The sequence below is a fragment of the Thiorhodospira sibirica ATCC 700588 genome (assembly GCF_000227725.2).
Classification (GTDB): Bacteria; Pseudomonadota; Gammaproteobacteria; order Ectothiorhodospirales; family Ectothiorhodospiraceae; genus Thiorhodospira; species Thiorhodospira sibirica.
On record NZ_MU255056.1, the window covers coordinates 1,431,834 to 1,450,691 of the forward strand.

Consider the following 18,858-nt stretch of genomic DNA (forward strand, 5'->3'; position numbering starts at 1 on the left):
GCTGAAGCGACATTTTTCCCTATGTTAGGATTTTAATCTGTGAGTACTTCTTCGCGTGATATGTTGGTCACCAGTGCCCTGCCGTATGCCAACGGCTCGATTCATCTGGGGCATCTGGTGGAATATATTCAAACCGATATCTGGGTGCGTTTTCAGCGGCTGCGCGGTCATCGCTGTATCTATGTCTGCGCCGACGATGCCCATGGTACGCCCATCATGCTTAAGGCGCGCGCCGAGGGAATCAGCCCAGAGGCCCTGATTGAGCGCATCGGGGTGGAGCATCGTGCCGATTTTGCCGATTTTCATATCGAATTTGATCAATATCACAGCACCCATTCCACCGAAAACCAATATTTTGCCGAGCTGATTTATACCCGTCTGCAAGACGGCGGCCATATCGCCAAGCGCACCATTTCCCAGGCCTATGACCCCAAGGCCGAGATGTTTTTGCCGGATCGCTTTATCAAAGGCGAGTGTCCCAAATGCGGCGCGCCGGATCAGTACGGGGATTCCTGCGAGGTCTGCGGGGCGACTTATGCGCCCACCGATCTGAAAAATCCGATCTCGGCGATTTCCGGCGCAACGCCCATTGCCAAGGATTCCGAGCATTATTTTTTCAAACTGGCGGATTTTCAGCCGATGCTGACGCAATGGACGCAATCTGACAGCCTGCAAGCCGAGATTCGCAACAAACTGGCTGAATGGTTCAAGGCCGGTCTGGCCGATTGGGACATCTCCCGCGATGCGCCTTACTGGGGTTTTGAGATTCCGGATGCGCCGGGCAAGTTTTTTTATGTGTGGCTGGATGCGCCGATTGGCTATATGGCCAGCTTTAAGCACTATTGCGAGCGCCAGGATCTGGATTTTGAGGCGTGGTGGTCGCCGCATTCGCCCACCGAGCTTTATCACTTCATCGGCAAAGACATTGCCTATTTTCATACCCTGTTTTGGCCGGCGATGCTGCATGGCGCCGGTTTTCGTACCCCCACGGCGGTGTTTTGTCATGGCTTTCTGACGGTCAATGGCCAGAAGATGTCGAAATCACGCGGCACCTTTATCCGCGCCCGCACCTATCTGGATCATCTGGACCCGGAATACCTGCGCTATTATTTTGCCGCCAAGCTGGGCTCCGGGATCGAAGATATCGACCTGAATCTGGACGATTTCATGGCACGGGTAAATAGCGATCTGGTGGGCAAGGTGGTCAATATTGCCTCGCGCTGTGCCGGCTTCATTCACAAAGGCTTTGCCGGAATGCTGGCGACCGAGTTACCGGCACCGTCCCTGTATGCGCACTTTGTAGACACCGGGGAGCGCATTGCCCAGCTGTATGAACGGCGCGAATTTGCCCAAGCGATGCGCGAGATCATGGCCTTGGCGGATCAGGCCAATCAATACATCGACGAGCAAAAGCCCTGGATATTGGCCAAGCAGCCCGCGCGAGCCACCGAGGTGCAGGCGGTATGTACGCAGGGGCTTAATCTTTTTGCCCTGTTGATGACCTATCTCAAGCCGGTTTTACCGGCGATGGCACAACGGGCCGAGGCCTTTTTAAACCTGGAAGATGCCGGGCTGGATTTTGTTACCCTGCACCGCCCCTTGCTGGGACGCACCATCAACGCCTTTACGCCGCTGCTGACCCGCATTCAGCCGGAGGTCATTGAAGCGGTGCTGGCAGCCTCGCGGGAAAGTCTTGCACCGACTGCCGCCACGCCAGCGGCGGCAAAAAGCGCACAGGCCGAACCCATCAGCGCCGAGATCAGCTATGAAGACTTTGCCCGCATTGATTTGCGCATTGCCCGCATTGTCGATGCCCAGCCCGTGGAGGGGGCGGATAAACTCTTGCGTCTGACCCTGGATCTGGGCGGCGAACACCGTCAGGTACTGGCGGGTATAAAATCCGCCTATGCCCCCGAAAGTTTGCCAGGGAAACTGACGGTGATGGTCGCCAATCTGGCACCGCGTAAAATGAAATTCGGCGTCTCGGAGGGGATGGTGCTGGCGGCTGGGCCGGGCGGTGATGCGCTGTTTTTGCTTGAACCAGATGCCGGTGCCACGCCGGGAATGCGGGTTAAATAGCGATCCGGCAGGCCGCCCCATCCCCTGCCGATCCGCCTCAAGCGCCACCGTTGTGGTGGCCTGTATTTCTTCCCCGGAAGCATGCCGGGGTGTTGCGGGATCTCTTTAAAAATGAAATTACAACAACTGCGCTATCTGAAAGCGATTGCCGATAATAACCTCAATATTTCCGAGGCGGCGCAACGCATGGAGACGTCTCAGCCAGGCGTTAGCAAACAGATTCGCCTGCTCGAAGAGGAGTTGGGCGTGCGCCTGTTTCACCGCAATGGCAAGCATTTAAGTGCGCTCACCCCGATTGGTCAGCAGGTTCTGGCACGGGTGGAGCGCATCTTAAGTGAGGTGAGCAACATCGAACACCTCACCGGGGAGGCCCGTCATGAAAACATCGGCCAGTTGCGCATCTCCACCACGCATACTCAGGCGCGCTATGTGCTCCCCGCCGTGATTGATCTATTTCGCCAGCGCTACCCCGAGGTGCGCCTGCAACTGCATCAAGGCACCCCGCGCCAGATTGTGGATATTGCCCAATCCGGGGCGGTGGACTTTATCATTGCCACGGAGGCGCCCACCTTTCCGGGGCAGTTTGTGATGTTACCGGCGTATCGCTGGGCGCATTGCGTGATCATGCCCAAAGATCATCCGCTGGCGACACAGACGCCGTTGAGCTTGGCGGAGCTGGCCACCTATCCGATCGTCACCTATCTGGAAGGCTTTACCGGCCGGGGTCGCCTGGATGATGATTTCAAGCGGCATGGACTGAGCCCGGATATCGTCTTGACCGCCGCCGACGCCGATGTCATCAAGACCTATGTGCGCCACGGCCTGGGGCTTGGCATCATCGCGCACATGGCCTTTGATCCCCAGGAAGATCATGACCTGGTGAAATGTCCGGTGGAGCCGGCCTTTAGCGGCAGCATCACCCGCATTGGTTTTCGCCAGGATGCGTGGCTACGCAGCTATATGTATGCCTTTTTAGAGCTGTTTGCACCGCATCTGACCCGTGCGCGGGTGGATGCAGCGGCAGCGGCCCCGGCTGAACAGATTGACGAGGTTTTTGCGTCGGTTCGTGTGCCGACTCACTGAGTTTTCCCCCATGATTAAGTCCATCCTGACTGATATTGAAGGCACGACCTCCAGTCTGGCCTTCATTCGTGACGAGTTAGCGCCCTACTCATACCTGCATCTGCGCCGCTTTGTCCAACAGCACCGCGAAGATCCCGACATCAAGCGGCTGTTGGCCGATATTCGTGCCTATGCCGGGCGCGAGCTTAGCGATGAGGCCTTGGTAGCGCGGATGCTGGCCTGGATTGAGGCCGATCAACGCATCACCCCGCTCAAGGCGCTGGAGGCGCTGATCTGGGAGGAAGGCTATCGCTGTGGCGATCTGCAGGGGCATGTGTATGCAGACGCCGCTCACCATTTGCAAGCCTGGCATGACCAGGGCATCGCCTTGTATGTCTTTTCCAGCGGCTCGGTACATGGCCAGGGCCTGCTGTTTCGCCATACCCCCTTTGGGGATTTGCGCCGCGTCTTTCGCGAGCATTTCGACACCCGCATCGGCGGCAAAAAGGATGTCGGGGCCTATAAAAGCATCCTGATGCATACGGCGACCAATCCCGAGGAGATGCTGTTTATCTCGGCGGGCTGCAAAGAGCTCGACGCGGCCGCCAGCGCGGGCATGCACACGCTGGCCATTGCCCGTGATCCCCAGGCCGGGCCGTTTGGCAGCCATCGGGTGATCCAGTCTTTTGATGAGATTTCCTTGCCGATTGATTGAACCATCCTGCCCCGGTCGCTGCCGGGCACGCTGCGGAGGAAGAACATGAACGCACAATGGCAGTCCTTTTTAACCCATGCCGGCGCCGAATGGACGGATGCGCAGGTGGCGCATTTTGGTAATCCCGAGCAGGAGCAGCAGATTGTCGGTAATACCGAAACCCTCTGCGACCTGTCGCAGTATGGCCTGCTGGCGGTTGAGGGGCACGATGCCTTGAGCTTTTTGCAGGCGCAATTGACCCAGGATCTGCGCGATCTGGAGTCAGGCCAAAGCCGCCTCAGTGCGTATTGCAATGCCAAAGGGCAGGTCTTGGCAATCTTTCGGGTATGGCATCACGCCGATGGCGGGTATCTGTGGATGCCCCGCTCCCTGCTGGAGAGCGTGCAGCAAACCCTGAGCCGCTATATCCTGCGCGCCGCAGTGCGGCTGCATATCCCGCAGGAAGGCGTTACGATGGGCTTCGCCGGGACCAAGGCCGCACAACAGTTAACCCAGTGTCTCGGCGTATCCCTCCCGGCCCTCGAGGGTCTGATACAGCACGAGGCATTCACCGTGCTGGCCCTGCCGGGAATATTGCCGCGCTATGTGATACACGGCCCCGTACCGGCCATGCAAAGCCTGTGGCAAAGCTTGCTTGTCAATGCCGTGCCGGTGGGGGCCAATGGCTGGCGCTTGCTGGATATACGCAGCGCGCAGCCGTGGATTTATCCCGATACCAGCGGCGTCTTCCTCGCCCAGATGTTGAACCTGCACAGCCTCAATGCCATCAGCTTTACCAAGGGCTGCTATCCGGGGCAGGAGATCATTGCGCGGCTACAGTATCGCGGTACGCTCAAACAGCAGCTCTATCGCATACACCTTGACACCCAGGCAGCGGTGATGCCCGGCAGCTTGATCTTTGCCGCTAAAGCGGCTCAGAATAGCGGCCAGATCATTGAGGCGGCACCCAGTCCTGACGGCGGGGTGGTAGCTTTAGCGGTGATGGACACCAAAGCGGCCGAACAGCCGCTGACACTGCACGAGGCACACGGGCCGCGCATTCATCAGCTTGAGGCCGTGTAACTGTCAAACCACGACACACGCCCGGCGCCGCCGATCCCATTTCACCACGTCGGGCATGCAAGCCCAGCAGGGCCCTATCATGCGATTTTTGTTTTTTCTCTTCGTGATCATTTTACTGTCGCTATGGGCGGCCTTTTACAGCCGCCCCTATCGACGGACCTTATCGAATTGGCTGTATGCAATTGCAGCCGTGATGAGCCTGTTATTTATCGCCGGCTATTTGCGTTTTGTCTAATCTCAACCGAGCATCCCCATGGCAGACTTTAATACCCATGTCGTTGTCGCTGCGGCGGCGAGCGGTCTTGCGACGACCTTGCTGGTCATCAGCGGTATCGCCTCTCCCGGCATTGTGGTGACCTGTTTTATCCTTGGGGTTGCCGGGGGGCTGTTACCCGATATCGACTCACCCACCTCGGTGCCCATTCGCATTGCCTTTGCGCTGGTGTCGGTGATCACAGGCTTTGCGATTGTCTTTACCTTCGGCCATCAATATTCCTTGCTTGAATTGATCTTGCTGTGGATTGGCAGCTTCGTGCTGATTCGCGGCCTGTTTGGCCTGATCAACCGCTTCAGCGTCCATCGCGGCCTGATCCACTCCATTCCTGCCGGGGTGATTTTTGGCTTGCTGACCACGGTGTTTATGTTTTACGGCCTCAAGCTCTCCGCGGTAGAAGCCTGGCTGTGCGGCCTGTTTTTAATCATGGGTTTTCTGGTGCATCTGCTGCTGGATGAACTCTACAGCGTCAACTTATACGGCAAACACCTGCGCTTTAAACGCTCCTTTGGCACTGCGTTCAAGGCCGGCAAACTCAACCGCCCCTATTCCACGGTGGCCTTATATCTGATAGTGATTGGCCTGCTGGTCTTAAGCCCCTCACCCAAGCCCCTGGCAGACACCGTATTCAACGGCGATGTCTACCGCCAGATCCAGCAGCGCCTGATCCCCTATCAAATGTCGGGCCTTTGATCCCGCCGCTCAAACACCACCACCGCCGCAGCAGACGCCTATGCAACGATTTCGGGTGAGGTATCAGGTCAAGGCCAGTGCCGCCAACATTGAAGCGCGGGCGCAAGCGCTTGCCATTGAACAAAGCGTCGAAATGCCGCTGTCGGCCATTCACGACGCCGAGCTTATGCACACCGTCGTCGGGCGGGTGGAAACGATTGCGCCCACAGATGCGCAGCATTTTGCCGTCACCCTCAGTCTGGCGCCGGAAACCACCGGCTTTGAGATTGGCCAGTTGCTGAATATGCTGTTTGGCAACAGCGCCTTGCATGAAGACCTCCGGCTGGAGGACATCGAACTGCCCGAGGCGATGCTGGCGCGGTTTCCCGGCCCGGCCTGTGGGATTGCCGGACTGCGGGAACAGCTCAACGCTCCCCAGCGCCCGCTGACCTGTACCGCACTCAAGCCCCAGGGGCTGCCTCCGCAGGCCCTTGCCCAACTGGCGGCGCGCTTTGCGCAGGCGGGCATTGATCTGATCAAAGACGACCACGGTATCGCCGAACAGCACTTTGCCCCCTTTGCCCAACGTGTCCCCCTGATTCAAGCGGCGGTGGCACAGGCCAATGAGCGCCACGGCACCCGCAGCCTGTATGTGCCGAATCTCACTGGAGGGCCTGCACACCTGTTGGAGCAGATGCGCATTGCAAAGGATGTGGGCATCAAGGCCGTCATGGTGGCCCCGATGATCAGCGGCATCAGTGTGCTGTCCACCCTTCGCGAACACGGCTTTATCGTCCTCGCTCACCCGGCGCTGCTCGGCATTGCCCGCATGGATCCGGCCTTAGTGCTGGGCAAACTGTTTCGCTTAGCGGGCGCGGATGCCGTGATTTATCCTAACCACGGTGGCCGTTTTGGCTTTTCTCCGGCCTGCTGTCAGCGCATCGCCACCTTCGCCCGCGCACCCTGGGGACTGCATAAAGCCATCTGCCCGGTGCCCGCCGGGGGCATGCATCCTGACAGACTCGCCGAGGTGATCGCCTTTTACGGCCCTGATGTGATGCTGCTGATCGGTGGCGCCTTGCTGGATGCGCCTGATATGGATCGTGCGGCGACCGATTTTGTCCAGCGGGCCGCACACCTAAGCCCGGCATACACGCCTTAAACCTCCCACGCCCTGTTTCCTTAAATCATCCAGGACCATTCACCCATGAGCACCGTTTGCGCACAGCTCCAGCAAGGCTCCGGCCAGTTTCACAAACACCATCCGCACCCGTGCAGCGGAGACGGAGAAACCGTATTTCATCAAAGCTGGGAGGGCATTGAGCGACTGGCCTACAAACAGGAAGGCAGCGCCCCCTTTCGGGACATCACCCGCCAGCTCCTGTTTCGCCGCCCAGGGCTTGACTGTGAACTGCGCTATTTCGAGATTCAGCCCGAAGGGCATTCCACCTTGGAGCGCCACGAACACGAACACGCCGTGATGATTCTCTCGGGGCGGGGCATGTGCCTGATTGAGCGCACGCTGTATACCGTCGCCCCCTTTGACCTGATTCATGTTCCAGCCCATGCCTGGCATCAGTTTCGCGCCATCTGCGGCCACCATCTGGGCTTTTTGTGCATGGTCAACACCGAACGTGACCGCCCCCAGTTGCCCGATGCCCAGGCCCTGGCCATACTGCGCACTGACCCCGAGATTGCCGCATTCATCCGGGCGTAAAACGCCCTCAACCCTCTGGCCCTGTACAATGCATCTATGAAATATCAGGATCATAAAAAGCGCAGTGCTGAACTGCTCCGTCTGGTCATCCCCAAGATGTCCCAGCATGATGCACCGTTTGATCCGATCAGCTACGCTGTCTGGTATGAGTATTGTGCCGGTCATAACAAAGGCCTGACGGATGCCCTTGATGACCTGTTAAACCAGCATGAGATATTAAGCGCCGAACAGATCGAAAACCTGTTTCGCCGTCATATCTATGACTGCGACATCGACGCCATGCGCCTGCTGCAAGAGCGCATGCGCCAGGTCGTGCGCGATGTGATTGGCAATACCAGCCAGACCACTCAGCACGCCAGCGGCTTTTCGGCGGTTTTAAAATCGCACACCAGCCAGCTGGATGCCCACATCTCCCCCGAGGCCCTCAAAGGCATTGTCAATGCCGTGCTGGATGAAACCCAGCAGATGTCGATGGCCATTGACAGCCTGCAACACCGCCTGCACAGCAATGCCCAGGAGATTGAGCAGTTGCGCATGGAACTGCGCCGGGTACGCGAAGAATCCATGCGCGATGCCCTGACCGGTCTGGTCAATCGGGGCGGCTTTGATAAGTCCCTGGACGAGGCCATGCGTGACAGCGACCACCACCAAACACCGCTGGTACTGGCTTTGATTGATATTGATTTTTTCAAGAAAATCAACGATACCCACGGACATATTCTCGGCGACCGGGTGATTCGCCACATTGCCGGCATCATCCGCCAGCAGGTGCGCGAAACCGACACCGCCGCCCGCTATGGCGGCGAGGAATTTGCCCTCCTGCTGCCGCATACCGCGCTTCCTGAGGCCGAGGCGCTGGCGCAAAAAATCCGCAGCGTGGTTGAACACACCCGCCTCAAACGTTTGGATAATCACGCCGAGATCGGGCGCATCACCCTCTCCGCCGGACTGGCCCTCTACCAAAACGGCGAAACCGCCCGCGATCTGTTACAACATGCCGACGAGGCCCTGTACCAATCCAAACGCACCGGCCGAAACAAAGTCACGGTTTATCAATAAAGCTAGCCGCCGCTTCCACAGACTGCCCTGGAATCCACAACGCTCATGCACGACCATTCTTTATTTGATTTTCAACAGGCCAAGGCCCTGCACACCTTTCGCCCGATTCATGATGTCGTCATGGGCGGCCTGTCCGAGGGTGGCCTACAAGACAGCGACGCCCAGACGGCCATATTTCAGGGCACCGTATCCCTGGAAAACGGCGGCGGTTTTGCCTCGGTGCGCGCACCGCTGGAAACCATCGACCTCAGCGCCTGGCAAGGTCTGCGCCTCAAGGTCTGCGGCGACGGTAAACGCTACAAATGCACCCTGAAAACCGACGCCGCCTTTGATGGCCTGGTCTATCAAGCCGCCTTCACCCCAGCCGCGCAGCAATGGAGTGAACACTGGCTGCCCTTTGACGCCTTTCAACCCACCTTCAGGGGCCGTGTACAAACACATGCCCCCGCACTCAACCGCCAGCACATCCACAGCCTGGGCCTGATGATCTCGGAAAAACAAGCCGGTCCCTTCCGCCTGGAAATCGCCCACATCCTCGCCAGCAACCCATAGCCGCCTGGGAGCGCGGAGCACCCGCCCCGCATCATGGAGCGCCGCTCTATGTATCAACGCCAAGTATCTCTGCGGCCTGTTTGGTTGAGAGGCGTGTGCGCATAGGCCTGACATTTTTAGCGCGTTCGCAAAAACGTTAGGCTTTTGAAATGTCGCTAAGCGATGTTGGCGCTAAATGAAAGCACCATCTGGCAGTAACGCAACAAAGCCGGGGAGTGCCCGGCTTTGTTGGTTTGAGGGTGAGGGCGTGCCCTCACGGCATGGGGGGATTATTTCAGATCAAAACGATCAGCGTTCATCACCTTGACCCAGGCTTTGACGAAATCATGCACGAATTTCTCGCGGTTATCGTCCTGGGCATAGACCTCGGCATAGGCGCGCAGGATGGAGTTGGAGCCAAAGACCAAGTCCACGCGGGTAGCGGTCCATTTCACGGTATTGCTGCCACGCTCGACGATCTCGTAGAGATTTTTGCCGACCGGTTTCCAGGTGTAGCGCATGTCGGTTAGATTGACAAAGAAGTCATTGCTTAACACGCCCACGCGGTCAGTGAACACGCCATGTTGGGTGCCGCCGTGATTGGTGCCCAGAACACGCATCCCGCCGATGAGCACGGCCATCTCCGGCGCGGTCAGGCCCATCAACTGGGTACGATCCAGCAGCATCTCCTCGGGAGTCACCACATAGTCTTTTTTCTGCCAGTTGCGGTAGCCATCGTGCAGCGGTTCGAGAACCTCAAAGGACTCGGCATCGGTCATCTCGGCGGTGGCATCGCCCCGACCGGGGGCAAAGGGAACGGTGATATTCACACCGGCATCGCGTGCGGCCTTTTCTACCGCCGCAGTGCCGCCCAGCACAATCAGATCAGCCAGGCTGACTTTCTTGCTCAAGCCGGCCTGAATGCCTTCCAGCACGCTCAATACTTTTTGCAGGCGTTGTGGCTCGTTGCCTTCCCAGTCTTTCATCGGGCTTAGGCGAATGCGCGCACCATTGGCTCCCCCGCGACAATCCGAACCCCGGAAGGTGCGGGCGCTGTCCCAGGCGGTGCTGATCAGCTCGGCAACGCTCAGACCGCTGCCCAACAGCTTGGTCTTGAGATCGGCAATCTCCGCCTCCGTCAGGGTGTAATCCACACGCGGGATGGGATCTTGCCAGATCAGGTCTTCTTGCGGGACATCCGCCCCCAGATAGCGGGTTTTCGGCCCCAGATCGCGGTGGGTCAGCTTAAACCAGGCGCGTGCAAAAACCTCGTTGAAATACTCGGGATCTTTATAGAAGCGCTCGGAAATCTGCCGGTAAACCGGGTCTTTGATCATCGCCATATCGGCGTCGGTCATGATCGGGTTGTAGCGGATGCTGGGGTCTTCCACATCCACCGGCTTGTCTTCTTCCTTGATGTTGATCGGCTCCCACTGCCAGGCCCCGGCTGGGCTTTTGCGCAATTCCCATTCATGCTCAAACAGCATCTTGAAGTAGCCGTTATCCCATTTCGTCGGATAGGTGGTCCAGGCGCCTTCAATGCCGCTGGTTACGGTCTCGCGCCCACAGCCCTTGCCCTGCGGATTGTGCCAGCCCAGGCCCTGCGCCTCGACACCCGCGGCTTCAGGATCGGGACCCAGCTTGGAGGCATCGCCGTTACCGTGACATTTGCCGACAGTATGTCCCCCGGCAGTCAGCGCCACAGTTTCTTCATCATTCATCGCCATGCGGGCAAAGGTAATGCGCACATCATGGGCGGTTTTCAGCGGATCGGGATTGCCGTCCACGCCTTCGGGATTGACATAAATCAGCCCCATCATCACCGCCGCCAGCGGGTTTTCCAGATCGCGCTCACCGGAATAGCGGCTGCCTTCACTGCCAGACTTGGCCAGCCATTCTTTTTCAGAACCCCAGTAGATGTCCTTCTCCGGGTGCCAGATATCGGCGCGGCCACCAGCAAAACCAAAGGTCTTCAGCCCCATGGATTCATAAGCCATATTCCCGGCAAGAATGATCAGATCGGCCCAGGAGAGCTTATTGCCGTATTTTTTCTTGATCGGCCACAACAGGCGGCGCGCCTTGTCCAGATTGACATTATCCGGCCAGCTATTGAGCGGCGCAAAGCGTTGGTTACCGGTGCCCGCACCGCCGCGTCCATCGGCGATACGATAGGTCCCGGCAGCGTGCCAGGCCATGCGGATCATCAGACCGCCATAATGCCCCCAATCCGCCGGCCACCAGTCCTGACTGTCGGTCATCAGGGCGCGTACATCGTTTTTCACCGCTTCCAGGTCGAGCGTTTTAAAGGCCTCGGCATAGTCAAAGTCCTCAGCCAGCGGATCAGTCTTGCGATCGTGCTGGTGTAAAATGTCCAGATTCAGGGCATTGGGCCACCATTCCATATGGCTGTTGCTCACGGCGGTATTGCCACCATGCATCACTGGGCACTTGCCCCCACTGTGTTCGCTCATTTTATGACTCCATAGACGTTGATTTAACGAAGTTGCTGGGCGGATCGAGCATGAAAGGCGCTTTTCGCCAGATGTCCCAATTGAGATTAGCCTTTGATTTTTTATTGATTTTGAAAAATTTATTGTTAAAGGCACAAAAATCATAGGTGATTAAGCCCTAAAAAACAATTCTATTATTTCAATAGATTTGATAGTTTTAGGCTATTACTTCCTTCAAGGTGATTTATGTCAAACAATGCCTCTGCCTTGTTTTTGGTCTACGAGCGATTATTCGCCCATTATGGTCCACAACATTGGTGGCCGGCGCAAACGCCTTTTGAGGTGATGGTGGGCGCGGTGCTGACGCAAAATACCGCATGGAGTCGGGTCGAGCGGGCAATCGCGGCGCTTCGACAGCATGGCAGCCTGAGCGCAGAGGCGCTGTTGGCGCTGGAACCACAAACCTTGGGCGAGTTGATTCGCCCAGCCGGGTATTACACGATCAAAACCCGGCGTTTACAGGCATTATGCCAGTGGTATCTGGCGCAGGGCGGCTTTGCTGCGCTGCAAGGCTGGGAGACCCCGCGACTGCGGACGGAATTGCTGGCGATTCACGGCGTTGGCCCGGAAACGGCAGATGATATCCTGTTATATGCCTTTGAGCGTCCAGTGTTTGTGATTGATGCCTATACCCGACGCATCGGCTCACGCCTGGGCCTCCTTGAGGCCAAGGCACCCTATGAAACCTTGCGCCAACAGTTCGAGCAGGCGCTGGGGCTGGATACGGTGTTGTTCAAAGAATACCATGCCTTGATCGTGGCCCATGCCAAGGCCTTTTGTCGGGTGCGTCCACGCTGTCAGGGGTGTATGCTGGTGCAATATTGCGCTGTTTTATGTCACTGTGGTGAGCGACCCCTCGGCGAAGCCGGAGCAGCGATTGATTAGCCGTGAGCTTACACCTAGGTTTCGATTCGCTAACATTTACAGACAAAAACTCCTAAAAAGTTCAGTTAAAAATAGGGTTTACATACGCTTTAGCATACCCTACTATGGCCTTAGCCCGAGAACCAAGGGCTGTTCTAGTTCTTTAATGAGTTTAGGTTTGCGGTTATCTGGGCAAGTCTCAGATGTAAAACCTAAAGCGTACTCAAGAACTTAGCGCCAGATGTTTGTTCATCTGGCTTTGGCGGATCGGCCCATCCTCACTTGAGGGTGCGCGCTAGCGTTTGTTAGCGAAACTCGATCAGTATTCCTTGATAATCCGCGCATGACTGATTCTTTTTCTACGGCATCACAGCGCACGGTACGGTTGCGCATGTATTTTGGTTTCGGGCTTACGCTGATGGCGATGCTTGTGGCCATGCCTGTTCAGGCACACCGCGTTATCCTTTCTGTCTGGACCGAAGGTGAGCAGATTGTCGGCGAGGTGATGTTTTCGACCGGCGCTCCTGCCCCGCCAGATACGCTGATTGAGATCTCCGCCCCCGATCAAAGCCCGTTGGGACAGACGCATGTAGCGCAGGAGGGGCTCTTTCGCCTTACTCCCGAACAGGCGCTGGATCATCATTTTTTTGTCGATTTAGGTGCCGGTCATGTGGCCCGGACAACCCTGGCTACCTCGGCTTTGCCGCCCCGCCTGGGGTATGGCGTGTCCACAGCGGCCGCAGATACCGCCACTCATGCCTTGCCAGAAAGTACAGCCGAGTTGCAGATTCTGCTGGCCGAGACGTTGCGCCGGGAATTGCAACCCCTGCAGCAACGTCTTGCCGAGTATCAACAGCAAACCACCCTGCATCTCACGCTGGGGGCGATTGGCTATATCGTCGGTATTTTTGGGCTGCTGTTTTATCTACGGGCGCGCCAGCAGCTTAAACACGCTGGTCCACGCTAAACGGCGCGGTGATTAAAGAGCCCGCCCGTTGTCAGCCAGCGGCGGACTGCGCCAAGGCGTTGAGCACGCGTTGATGCAGTCCGCCAAAGCCACCGTTGCTCATGATGAGGAAATGATCGCCGGGTTGCGCAAGCCTGAGCAGATGCTGCACCAGTGCCTCCAGGTCTTCTTTGGCCTGGGCTTTGTCTCCTAGGCGCTGGATCACCGGGGTAATATCCCAGCCCAGCTCTGGCGGTGTGTAGATCAATACCCGATCGGCCTCTGCCAGTGAGTTAGCAAGGCTTTCCTGGTGAATCCCCATGCGCATGGTATTGGAGCGCGGTTCCAGGATGGCGATGATACGGGCAGTGGGGCCAACGCGGGCGCGCAAGGCTTGGAGAGTCAGGGCGATGGCGGTGGGGTGATGGGCAAAATCATCATAGACCGTGATGCCAGCGACACAGCCACGCACCTCCATGCGCCGCTTGACCCCGCGAAACTGCGCCAGGGCCTCCAAGGCCACCGCGACTGGGACACCCACATGCTGTGCGGCAGCGAGCGCTGCCAGGGCATTGGCCACGTTATGCCGTCCATACTGTGACCACTGGCATTCCCCGCTGGGGGTGCCGTCAATGCTGAGTGCAAACTGCTGGCCATCGGCACGCAACAGGCGGGCTGCAAACCCCTCGCTCGCTGCCTTATCCTGATCCTGAGAAAAATACTTCACGGGCGTCCAGCAACCTTTGGCCAACACCCGCGCCAGCGCCTCATCATTGCGATTACAGACAATCAGGCCCTGACTGGGCACGGTGCGCACCAGATGATGAAGTTGCTGCTCAATTGCCGCCAGATCGGGGAAAATATCGGCATGATCGTATTCAAGATTATTCAGAATCAGGGTGCGCGGCCGGTAGTGTACACATTTGGAGCGCTTGTCAAAAAAGGCGGTATCGTATTCATCCGCCTCAATGACAAAAAACGGGCTGTTGCCCAGCCGGGCCGATACCCCAAAATTTTCAGGAACCCCACCGATCAGAAAGCCGGGTTCCAGCCCGGCATATTCCAGAATCCAGGCCAGCAGGCTGGCGGTCGTGGTCTTGCCGTGCGTGCCCGCCACCGCCAGCACCCAGCGGTCTGCCAAAATGTTTTCATAGAGCCACTGTGGCCCGGAGGTATAGCGCAAGCCCTGATTAAGCACCTGCTCCACCGCAGGATGTCCGCGCCGCATCACATTGCCCACCACCACCGTATCCGGCGGCGGCTTCAGATAGGCTGCCTCATGTCCGGGCCAGATGACAATGCCCTGACTTTCCAGCAGAGTGCTCATCGGTGGATAGACCTGCTCATCACTGCCGGTCACACGATAGCCCGCTGCCCGCGCCAGCAAGGCCAGCCCGCCCATAAAGGTGCCACATATGCCCAGAATATGCAGATGCTTCATCAGCGCGCCATCCCGATAATCACCAGCTCTGAAGCCGCTGCTGACAAAATGATCAGGACAATGGCCAAGGCCACACCCGGCGCCAGCCCTTGAAAATTCATCGCATGGCGCAGGATATGCCCATAAACCCCGAGTAACCAGCCTAAAATCAGCAGATAGGTCAAACTGGCCAGCGCCGGGATCTGTTCGGTGCTACGCGCCTCCGCCCCCAGCAGCGAATACACCAGGGGCAATGTCAGCAGCCCAAGCAACACCCCCGCCCCGCTAAATGCCGTCAAGGTTTGGGTAAAGCGTGCCGCCATGCCGCGCAGGCGCAGCAAAAGCCACACCAGCAAGGCCAGCAGACTGACCTCCAGCACGCTTTGTACGATCGCCTGCTGCAAACCATAAAACGGCGAGGCAATCACAATTCCCAACAAGATATACAGCAATAAACACAGGGCTAGCAAAGCCCTGGATGCGGGTAAATCCTGTGGCCCCTGGCGTAGAAAAATGATCTCGAAAAAAGGTCTGATTAAGGCAGTCATCGCGTTAAGGAACTTCTGATTAAGTGATCTCGGGTGGCTGGCGAATGCACATCAAGGACGACATGTCGTTTACTCGGTCAATTGGGGTCTGGATTTCCAGTTCTTTTGAACGATTCGGGCCTATTCACGGCCCACGGCGTAGCGCCCCTTGGTATATCCAAACTGGCGCTTGATGACCCGAAACGGGTGCTCCACGCGTGCCCGAGGCGGGGACAGGCGATGATTGATCTCGTGCGTGTCCTCGGGCCGTTCCCGGCCCTCACGCGCTTGAACGGGAAACACCACCAGCGGAGTGCTGGCCGGATCACTCGCCAAGCGGTTGCGCTCCCGCCCTTGTCCCCATGTACTTGCTGCTCCTCGCCGTGCAGCAGGGGAGCGGTGAGCTTGACGTCCGGCACCTTCGCTGCCGTGCCCACCACCGTGTGCACCAGGCCATGGGCCGTATCCACACCCATAGGGGCCTTCATGCCCAAGTACCACGGCTTGCCCTTCTTCGTCGAACGCATCTGCGGATCGCGCTCGCCCTTGGCGTTGTTCGTGGAGCTCGGGGCAGCCATCCGGGTGGCATCAACCCTTGTGCCCTGGCGCAAGATCAGGCCGCGCTCGCCCAAAAGTCCGTATGACGTGGATGCGCCGCATCCTCTCAAGCCCGATCGGGCGGCGTCCATTGCCTGCCTTGGGAGAGTCGGGATCGATCAAGGCCACCCGCCCGGACCGGGCACCACCTCGTTCATCTCGGCCAGAAACGGTGCCTTGCGGGTCTTCTTGGCGTGCTTTACAAAGCCCGAATCGTTCAAGCCCAACTGTTTCATCGTGTGCTCTGTTGCTCCGTGAGGTGGGTTCAGTGTTTATCCCAGGCGGCGGGACTTAATCAGAGGTTCCTTAATATTCGGTTGGTTTTGCCTGAGTGCTGCATAAAATAGCCGCGCAAGTGTAGCAAACCGCCAAGCAAATGGCCATGCAAGGCCCGCCATCACAGGGCGATCGCGCTATCAGGGTATTGACAATCATCAGTTGAGCAGGTGATCGAGGTGCCTTTTGTCGCGATGCCTGAGCTGCCGATGTCTCCGAAATTGTCAGATCCCCGTGCGTACTTTGCTGATCTTGCCGATCCACGTCGCAAGACGCGCAACACGTTGCACGCCCTGCACGACATACTGATGATTGTGCGGTGTGCCGTCCTCAGCGGCATCGAGGACTGGGTGGGCATGGAAACCTTTGGCAAGGAGAAGGAAGCGTGGTTGCGCACCTTTCTCACGCTGGCCAACAAAATTCCCTCGCACGATACCTTGAGCGATGTGATCGGTCGACTCAACCCGGACACCTTTGCCGAGGCGTTCCAGGCCTGGGCCACAGCAGCCCTGGCTGGGTTGTCCGGTGAGCCGGTGTGTGTGGATGGCAAGACGTTGCGTGGCAGTCGCGATGGGGCAACGCCTGGCGTGCACCTCATCAGTGCCTTCACGAGCCGTACCCGTTGGGTGTTGGCCCAGCAAAAGGTCGGAGAGAAAACCCATGAAATCACGGCGATTCCGGATCTCCTCGGGCTCCTGGATCTACACGGAGCGACCGTGAGCCTGGATGCCATGGGCTGCCAAAAAGCGATTGCCCGCACCCTCGTGCAAGGTGGGGCCGACTACGTCCTGGCGTTGAAAGATAACCATCCGAGGCTGCACGCGGAAGTGACGCAGTGGCTCGATCATGAAACGGCTCGTCCTCAGCGAGCGCATTGAATGGCTTGAGGAGCGCGCCGCGTGGGCCGGACTCAAGGCGGAGGGACGGGTGGAGTCCACCCGCCTTATCGGCGATCACTCCAGCACCGAAACATGCGAATTCCTCTGCGCATTCACGGATCTGCCGCGCTTCGCCGCCGCGGTGCGCCAGCATTGGAGTATCGAGAATCAACCGCATTGGATCCTGGATGTCCAGTTTGGCGAAGAGGCCTGTCGCACCCGCCGCGACCATAGCCCCGAGAATCTGGCCCTGCTGCGTCGTATGGCGCTCAACCTCTTGAGCCACAATGGGCCACCGAAGGACAGTCTGCGCCAGCGAAAACTGCGCGCCGCGCTCAACGACAACTACCGGCTGGAGCTACTGCTCGGCGAACACAATAGGGAAACTACATAGCCCGATCGCCCTGATATTAACCCCAGGGCGAGCGCGTATAAAAGTTTGCAAATAGATGCAGTTGCGGCAATCTATCGAGAAACAACCGCAGGAGTTTCTCATGGCGGCCCGTTTGACAGAGTGCTTTGCCGGTCTGCGCGACCCCGGGTGGAGCGCAACCGATTGTATCCTCTCATGGAAATTTTGCTGCGGGTGATTTGTGCAACGTTGAGCGGTGCACAAGGCTGGGAAGCGATGGAGGACTTTGGCAAAGCGAAGCTTGATGGGTTACGCAAGTTCGCGCCCTTTGCCAACGGCATTCTCTCGCATGATCGCATCGCCCCTGTGATGTCGCGCTTGAATCCCAAAGCCTTTCAACAGGTGTTTCTCACGTGGACCCAAGCGGTCACTGAGGCCACCGAGGGCGATGTCATTGCCGTCGATGGTAAGCGCGTGCGCGGGTCTGGAGATCGGCGCAAAGGCAAAGCGGCGCTGCACAGGGTCAGTGCTTGGAGCCATCGCAACCGCTGGGTGCTGGGCCAAGAAGCCACCGAGGAGAAATCCAATGAAATCACAGCCATTCCCAAACTGCTGGAATTGTTGGCGCTGAAAGGCTGCATTGTGACCCTCGATGCGATGGGCTGTCAGACCAAGATCGCTGAGCAGATCATTGATCAGGGCGGCGATGATGTTCTCGGACTCAAGGGCAATCAGAGCACGCTGCACGAGGAGGTCAAAGACTTCTTCGAGACCGCACGCGCCGGGGAGTTTGCCCATGTTCCCCATGACTTCATTGAGGAGATCGACAAGGATCATGGGCGTCTTGAGGTGCGCCGTTATTGGATCACCGAAGAATTGGGCACGCTCTCACAGACCGAACGTTGGAAGGGGCTACGCAGTATCGGCAGGGTGGAGCGGGAATGCTGGATCGAGGAACGCCACAGCATCGAACGGCGGTTTTTCATCACGTCCATCCCGGCCCAGGCCGAGCGCTTCGCCCACGCCGTGCGCGGGCACTGGGGCGTGGAGAATCTCCTGCACTGGCGCTTGGATGTGGTGTTTCGCGAAGACGCGACCCGCATCCGCAAAGGCAACGCCCCGGCCATCCTGACCTCCATCCGACATCTCTGCATGAACCTGTTGGAACGAGATCCTTCCACGCTGCGTATGTCCAAGAAACGCCGCAAGGCCACCTGGGATGATGACTACCGCGCTAAGGTTCTATTTGGCTAAGGATTTATACGCGCTCGCCGTGCGAGCGGATGGGCAGTCGCTTATCCACTGGGCTATGTTATG

Annotated in this window: 16 protein-coding genes and 2 pseudogenes; 13 read left to right on the plus strand and 5 right to left on the minus strand. The window is 58.0% G+C overall.

Annotated features, from left to right (window positions below):
- Positions 1-39 precede the first annotated feature (39 nt).
- From metG to THISIDRAFT_RS06875, 9 genes are all read left to right on the plus strand, one after another.
- Positions 40-2,079 (plus strand): methionine--tRNA ligase, encoded by a 2,040-nt coding sequence (gene metG / locus THISIDRAFT_RS06835; RefSeq protein ID WP_006787784.1) that lies wholly within the window; start codon positions 40-42, stop codon positions 2,077-2,079.
- A gap of 111 nt (positions 2,080-2,190) precedes the next feature.
- Positions 2,191-3,162, plus strand: a complete 972-nt coding sequence (gene cysB / locus THISIDRAFT_RS06840) for an HTH-type transcriptional regulator CysB (protein WP_006787783.1) — start codon at positions 2,191-2,193, stop codon at positions 3,160-3,162.
- 10 nt (positions 3,163-3,172) lie between these two features.
- A complete protein-coding gene (mtnC, locus tag THISIDRAFT_RS06845) occupies positions 3,173-3,856 on the plus strand; it encodes an acireductone synthase (RefSeq protein WP_006787782.1) in 684 nt (227 codons plus the stop codon).
- Between the two features lie 45 nt (positions 3,857-3,901).
- The gene (gene ygfZ / locus THISIDRAFT_RS06850; RefSeq protein ID WP_006787781.1) at positions 3,902-4,918 is read left to right on the plus strand and encodes a CAF17-like 4Fe-4S cluster assembly/insertion protein YgfZ; all 1,017 of its coding nucleotides are present in this window, start codon (positions 3,902-3,904) and stop codon (positions 4,916-4,918) included.
- A 253-nt stretch (positions 4,919-5,171) separates the two neighbouring features.
- On the plus strand, positions 5,172-5,885 hold the full coding sequence (locus tag THISIDRAFT_RS06855; RefSeq protein ID WP_006787779.1) for a metal-dependent hydrolase: 714 nt from the start codon (positions 5,172-5,174) through the stop codon (positions 5,883-5,885).
- 40 nt (positions 5,886-5,925) lie between these two features.
- Positions 5,926-7,026, plus strand: a complete 1,101-nt coding sequence (locus tag THISIDRAFT_RS06860) for a RuBisCO large subunit C-terminal-like domain-containing protein (RefSeq protein WP_006787778.1) — start codon at positions 5,926-5,928, stop codon at positions 7,024-7,026.
- 45 nt (positions 7,027-7,071) lie between these two features.
- Positions 7,072-7,581, plus strand: coding sequence for a cupin domain-containing protein (locus THISIDRAFT_RS06865; RefSeq protein WP_006787777.1), 510 nt, complete (start codon positions 7,072-7,074; stop codon positions 7,579-7,581).
- Between the two features lie 36 nt (positions 7,582-7,617).
- Positions 7,618-8,640, plus strand: a complete 1,023-nt coding sequence (locus tag THISIDRAFT_RS06870) for a GGDEF domain-containing protein (RefSeq protein WP_006787776.1) — start codon at positions 7,618-7,620, stop codon at positions 8,638-8,640.
- Positions 8,641-8,685: 45 nt separating this feature from the next.
- Positions 8,686-9,192 carry a CIA30 family protein gene (locus tag THISIDRAFT_RS06875; protein WP_006787775.1) on the plus strand — a complete coding sequence of 169 codons (507 nt, stop codon included), beginning with the start codon at positions 8,686-8,688 and terminating at the stop codon, positions 9,190-9,192.
- Between the two features lie 269 nt (positions 9,193-9,461).
- Here the strand turns inward: THISIDRAFT_RS06875 and katG are convergent, their stop codons facing one another.
- Positions 9,462-11,642: a catalase/peroxidase HPI gene (gene katG / locus THISIDRAFT_RS06880; protein WP_006787774.1), complete on the minus strand. Its 2,181-nt coding sequence runs from the start codon at positions 11,640-11,642 to the stop codon at positions 9,462-9,464.
- 225 nt (positions 11,643-11,867) lie between these two features.
- Between katG and THISIDRAFT_RS06885 the strand changes: the two genes are divergently transcribed.
- Together THISIDRAFT_RS06885 and THISIDRAFT_RS06890 are read left to right on the plus strand one after the other, a co-directional pair.
- Complete coding sequence (locus THISIDRAFT_RS06885; protein ID WP_006787772.1) at positions 11,868-12,566, plus strand: endonuclease III domain-containing protein; 699 nt, start codon at positions 11,868-11,870, stop codon at positions 12,564-12,566.
- Between the two features lie 322 nt (positions 12,567-12,888).
- Positions 12,889-13,512 carry a hypothetical protein gene (locus tag THISIDRAFT_RS06890; RefSeq protein WP_006787771.1) on the plus strand — a complete coding sequence of 208 codons (624 nt, stop codon included), beginning with the start codon at positions 12,889-12,891 and terminating at the stop codon, positions 13,510-13,512.
- A 31-nt stretch (positions 13,513-13,543) separates the two neighbouring features.
- Here THISIDRAFT_RS06890 and mpl read toward each other — a convergent pair whose 3' ends face one another.
- The 4 genes and pseudogenes from mpl to THISIDRAFT_RS15340 all read right to left on the minus strand — a co-directional run.
- Complete coding sequence (mpl, locus tag THISIDRAFT_RS06895) at positions 13,544-14,932, minus strand: UDP-N-acetylmuramate:L-alanyl-gamma-D-glutamyl-meso-diaminopimelate ligase (protein ID WP_006787770.1); 1,389 nt, start codon at positions 14,930-14,932, stop codon at positions 13,544-13,546.
- The gene (locus tag THISIDRAFT_RS06900; protein ID WP_006787769.1) at positions 14,932-15,459 is read right to left on the minus strand and encodes a hypothetical protein; all 528 of its coding nucleotides are present in this window, start codon (positions 15,457-15,459) and stop codon (positions 14,932-14,934) included. The genes mpl and THISIDRAFT_RS06900 overlap by 1 nt, the downstream gene beginning before the upstream one ends.
- 120 nt (positions 15,460-15,579) lie before the next feature.
- Positions 15,580-15,774, minus strand: a complete 195-nt coding sequence (locus tag THISIDRAFT_RS15335) for a hypothetical protein (RefSeq protein ID WP_418896128.1) — start codon at positions 15,772-15,774, stop codon at positions 15,580-15,582.
- Positions 15,775-15,787: 13 nt separating this feature from the next.
- Positions 15,788-16,058, minus strand: a pseudogene (locus THISIDRAFT_RS15340) (transposase); the annotation flags it as partial.
- A gap of 462 nt (positions 16,059-16,520) precedes the next feature.
- On the opposite strand from THISIDRAFT_RS15340, the pseudogene THISIDRAFT_RS15345 reads away from it, so the two are divergent.
- Positions 16,521-17,583, plus strand: a pseudogene (locus tag THISIDRAFT_RS15345) (ISAs1 family transposase).
- A 162-nt stretch (positions 17,584-17,745) separates the two neighbouring features.
- Complete coding sequence (locus THISIDRAFT_RS06920) at positions 17,746-18,795, plus strand: ISAs1 family transposase (RefSeq protein ID WP_246585343.1); 1,050 nt, start codon at positions 17,746-17,748, stop codon at positions 18,793-18,795.
- The last annotated feature ends 63 nt before the right edge of the window (positions 18,796-18,858 follow it).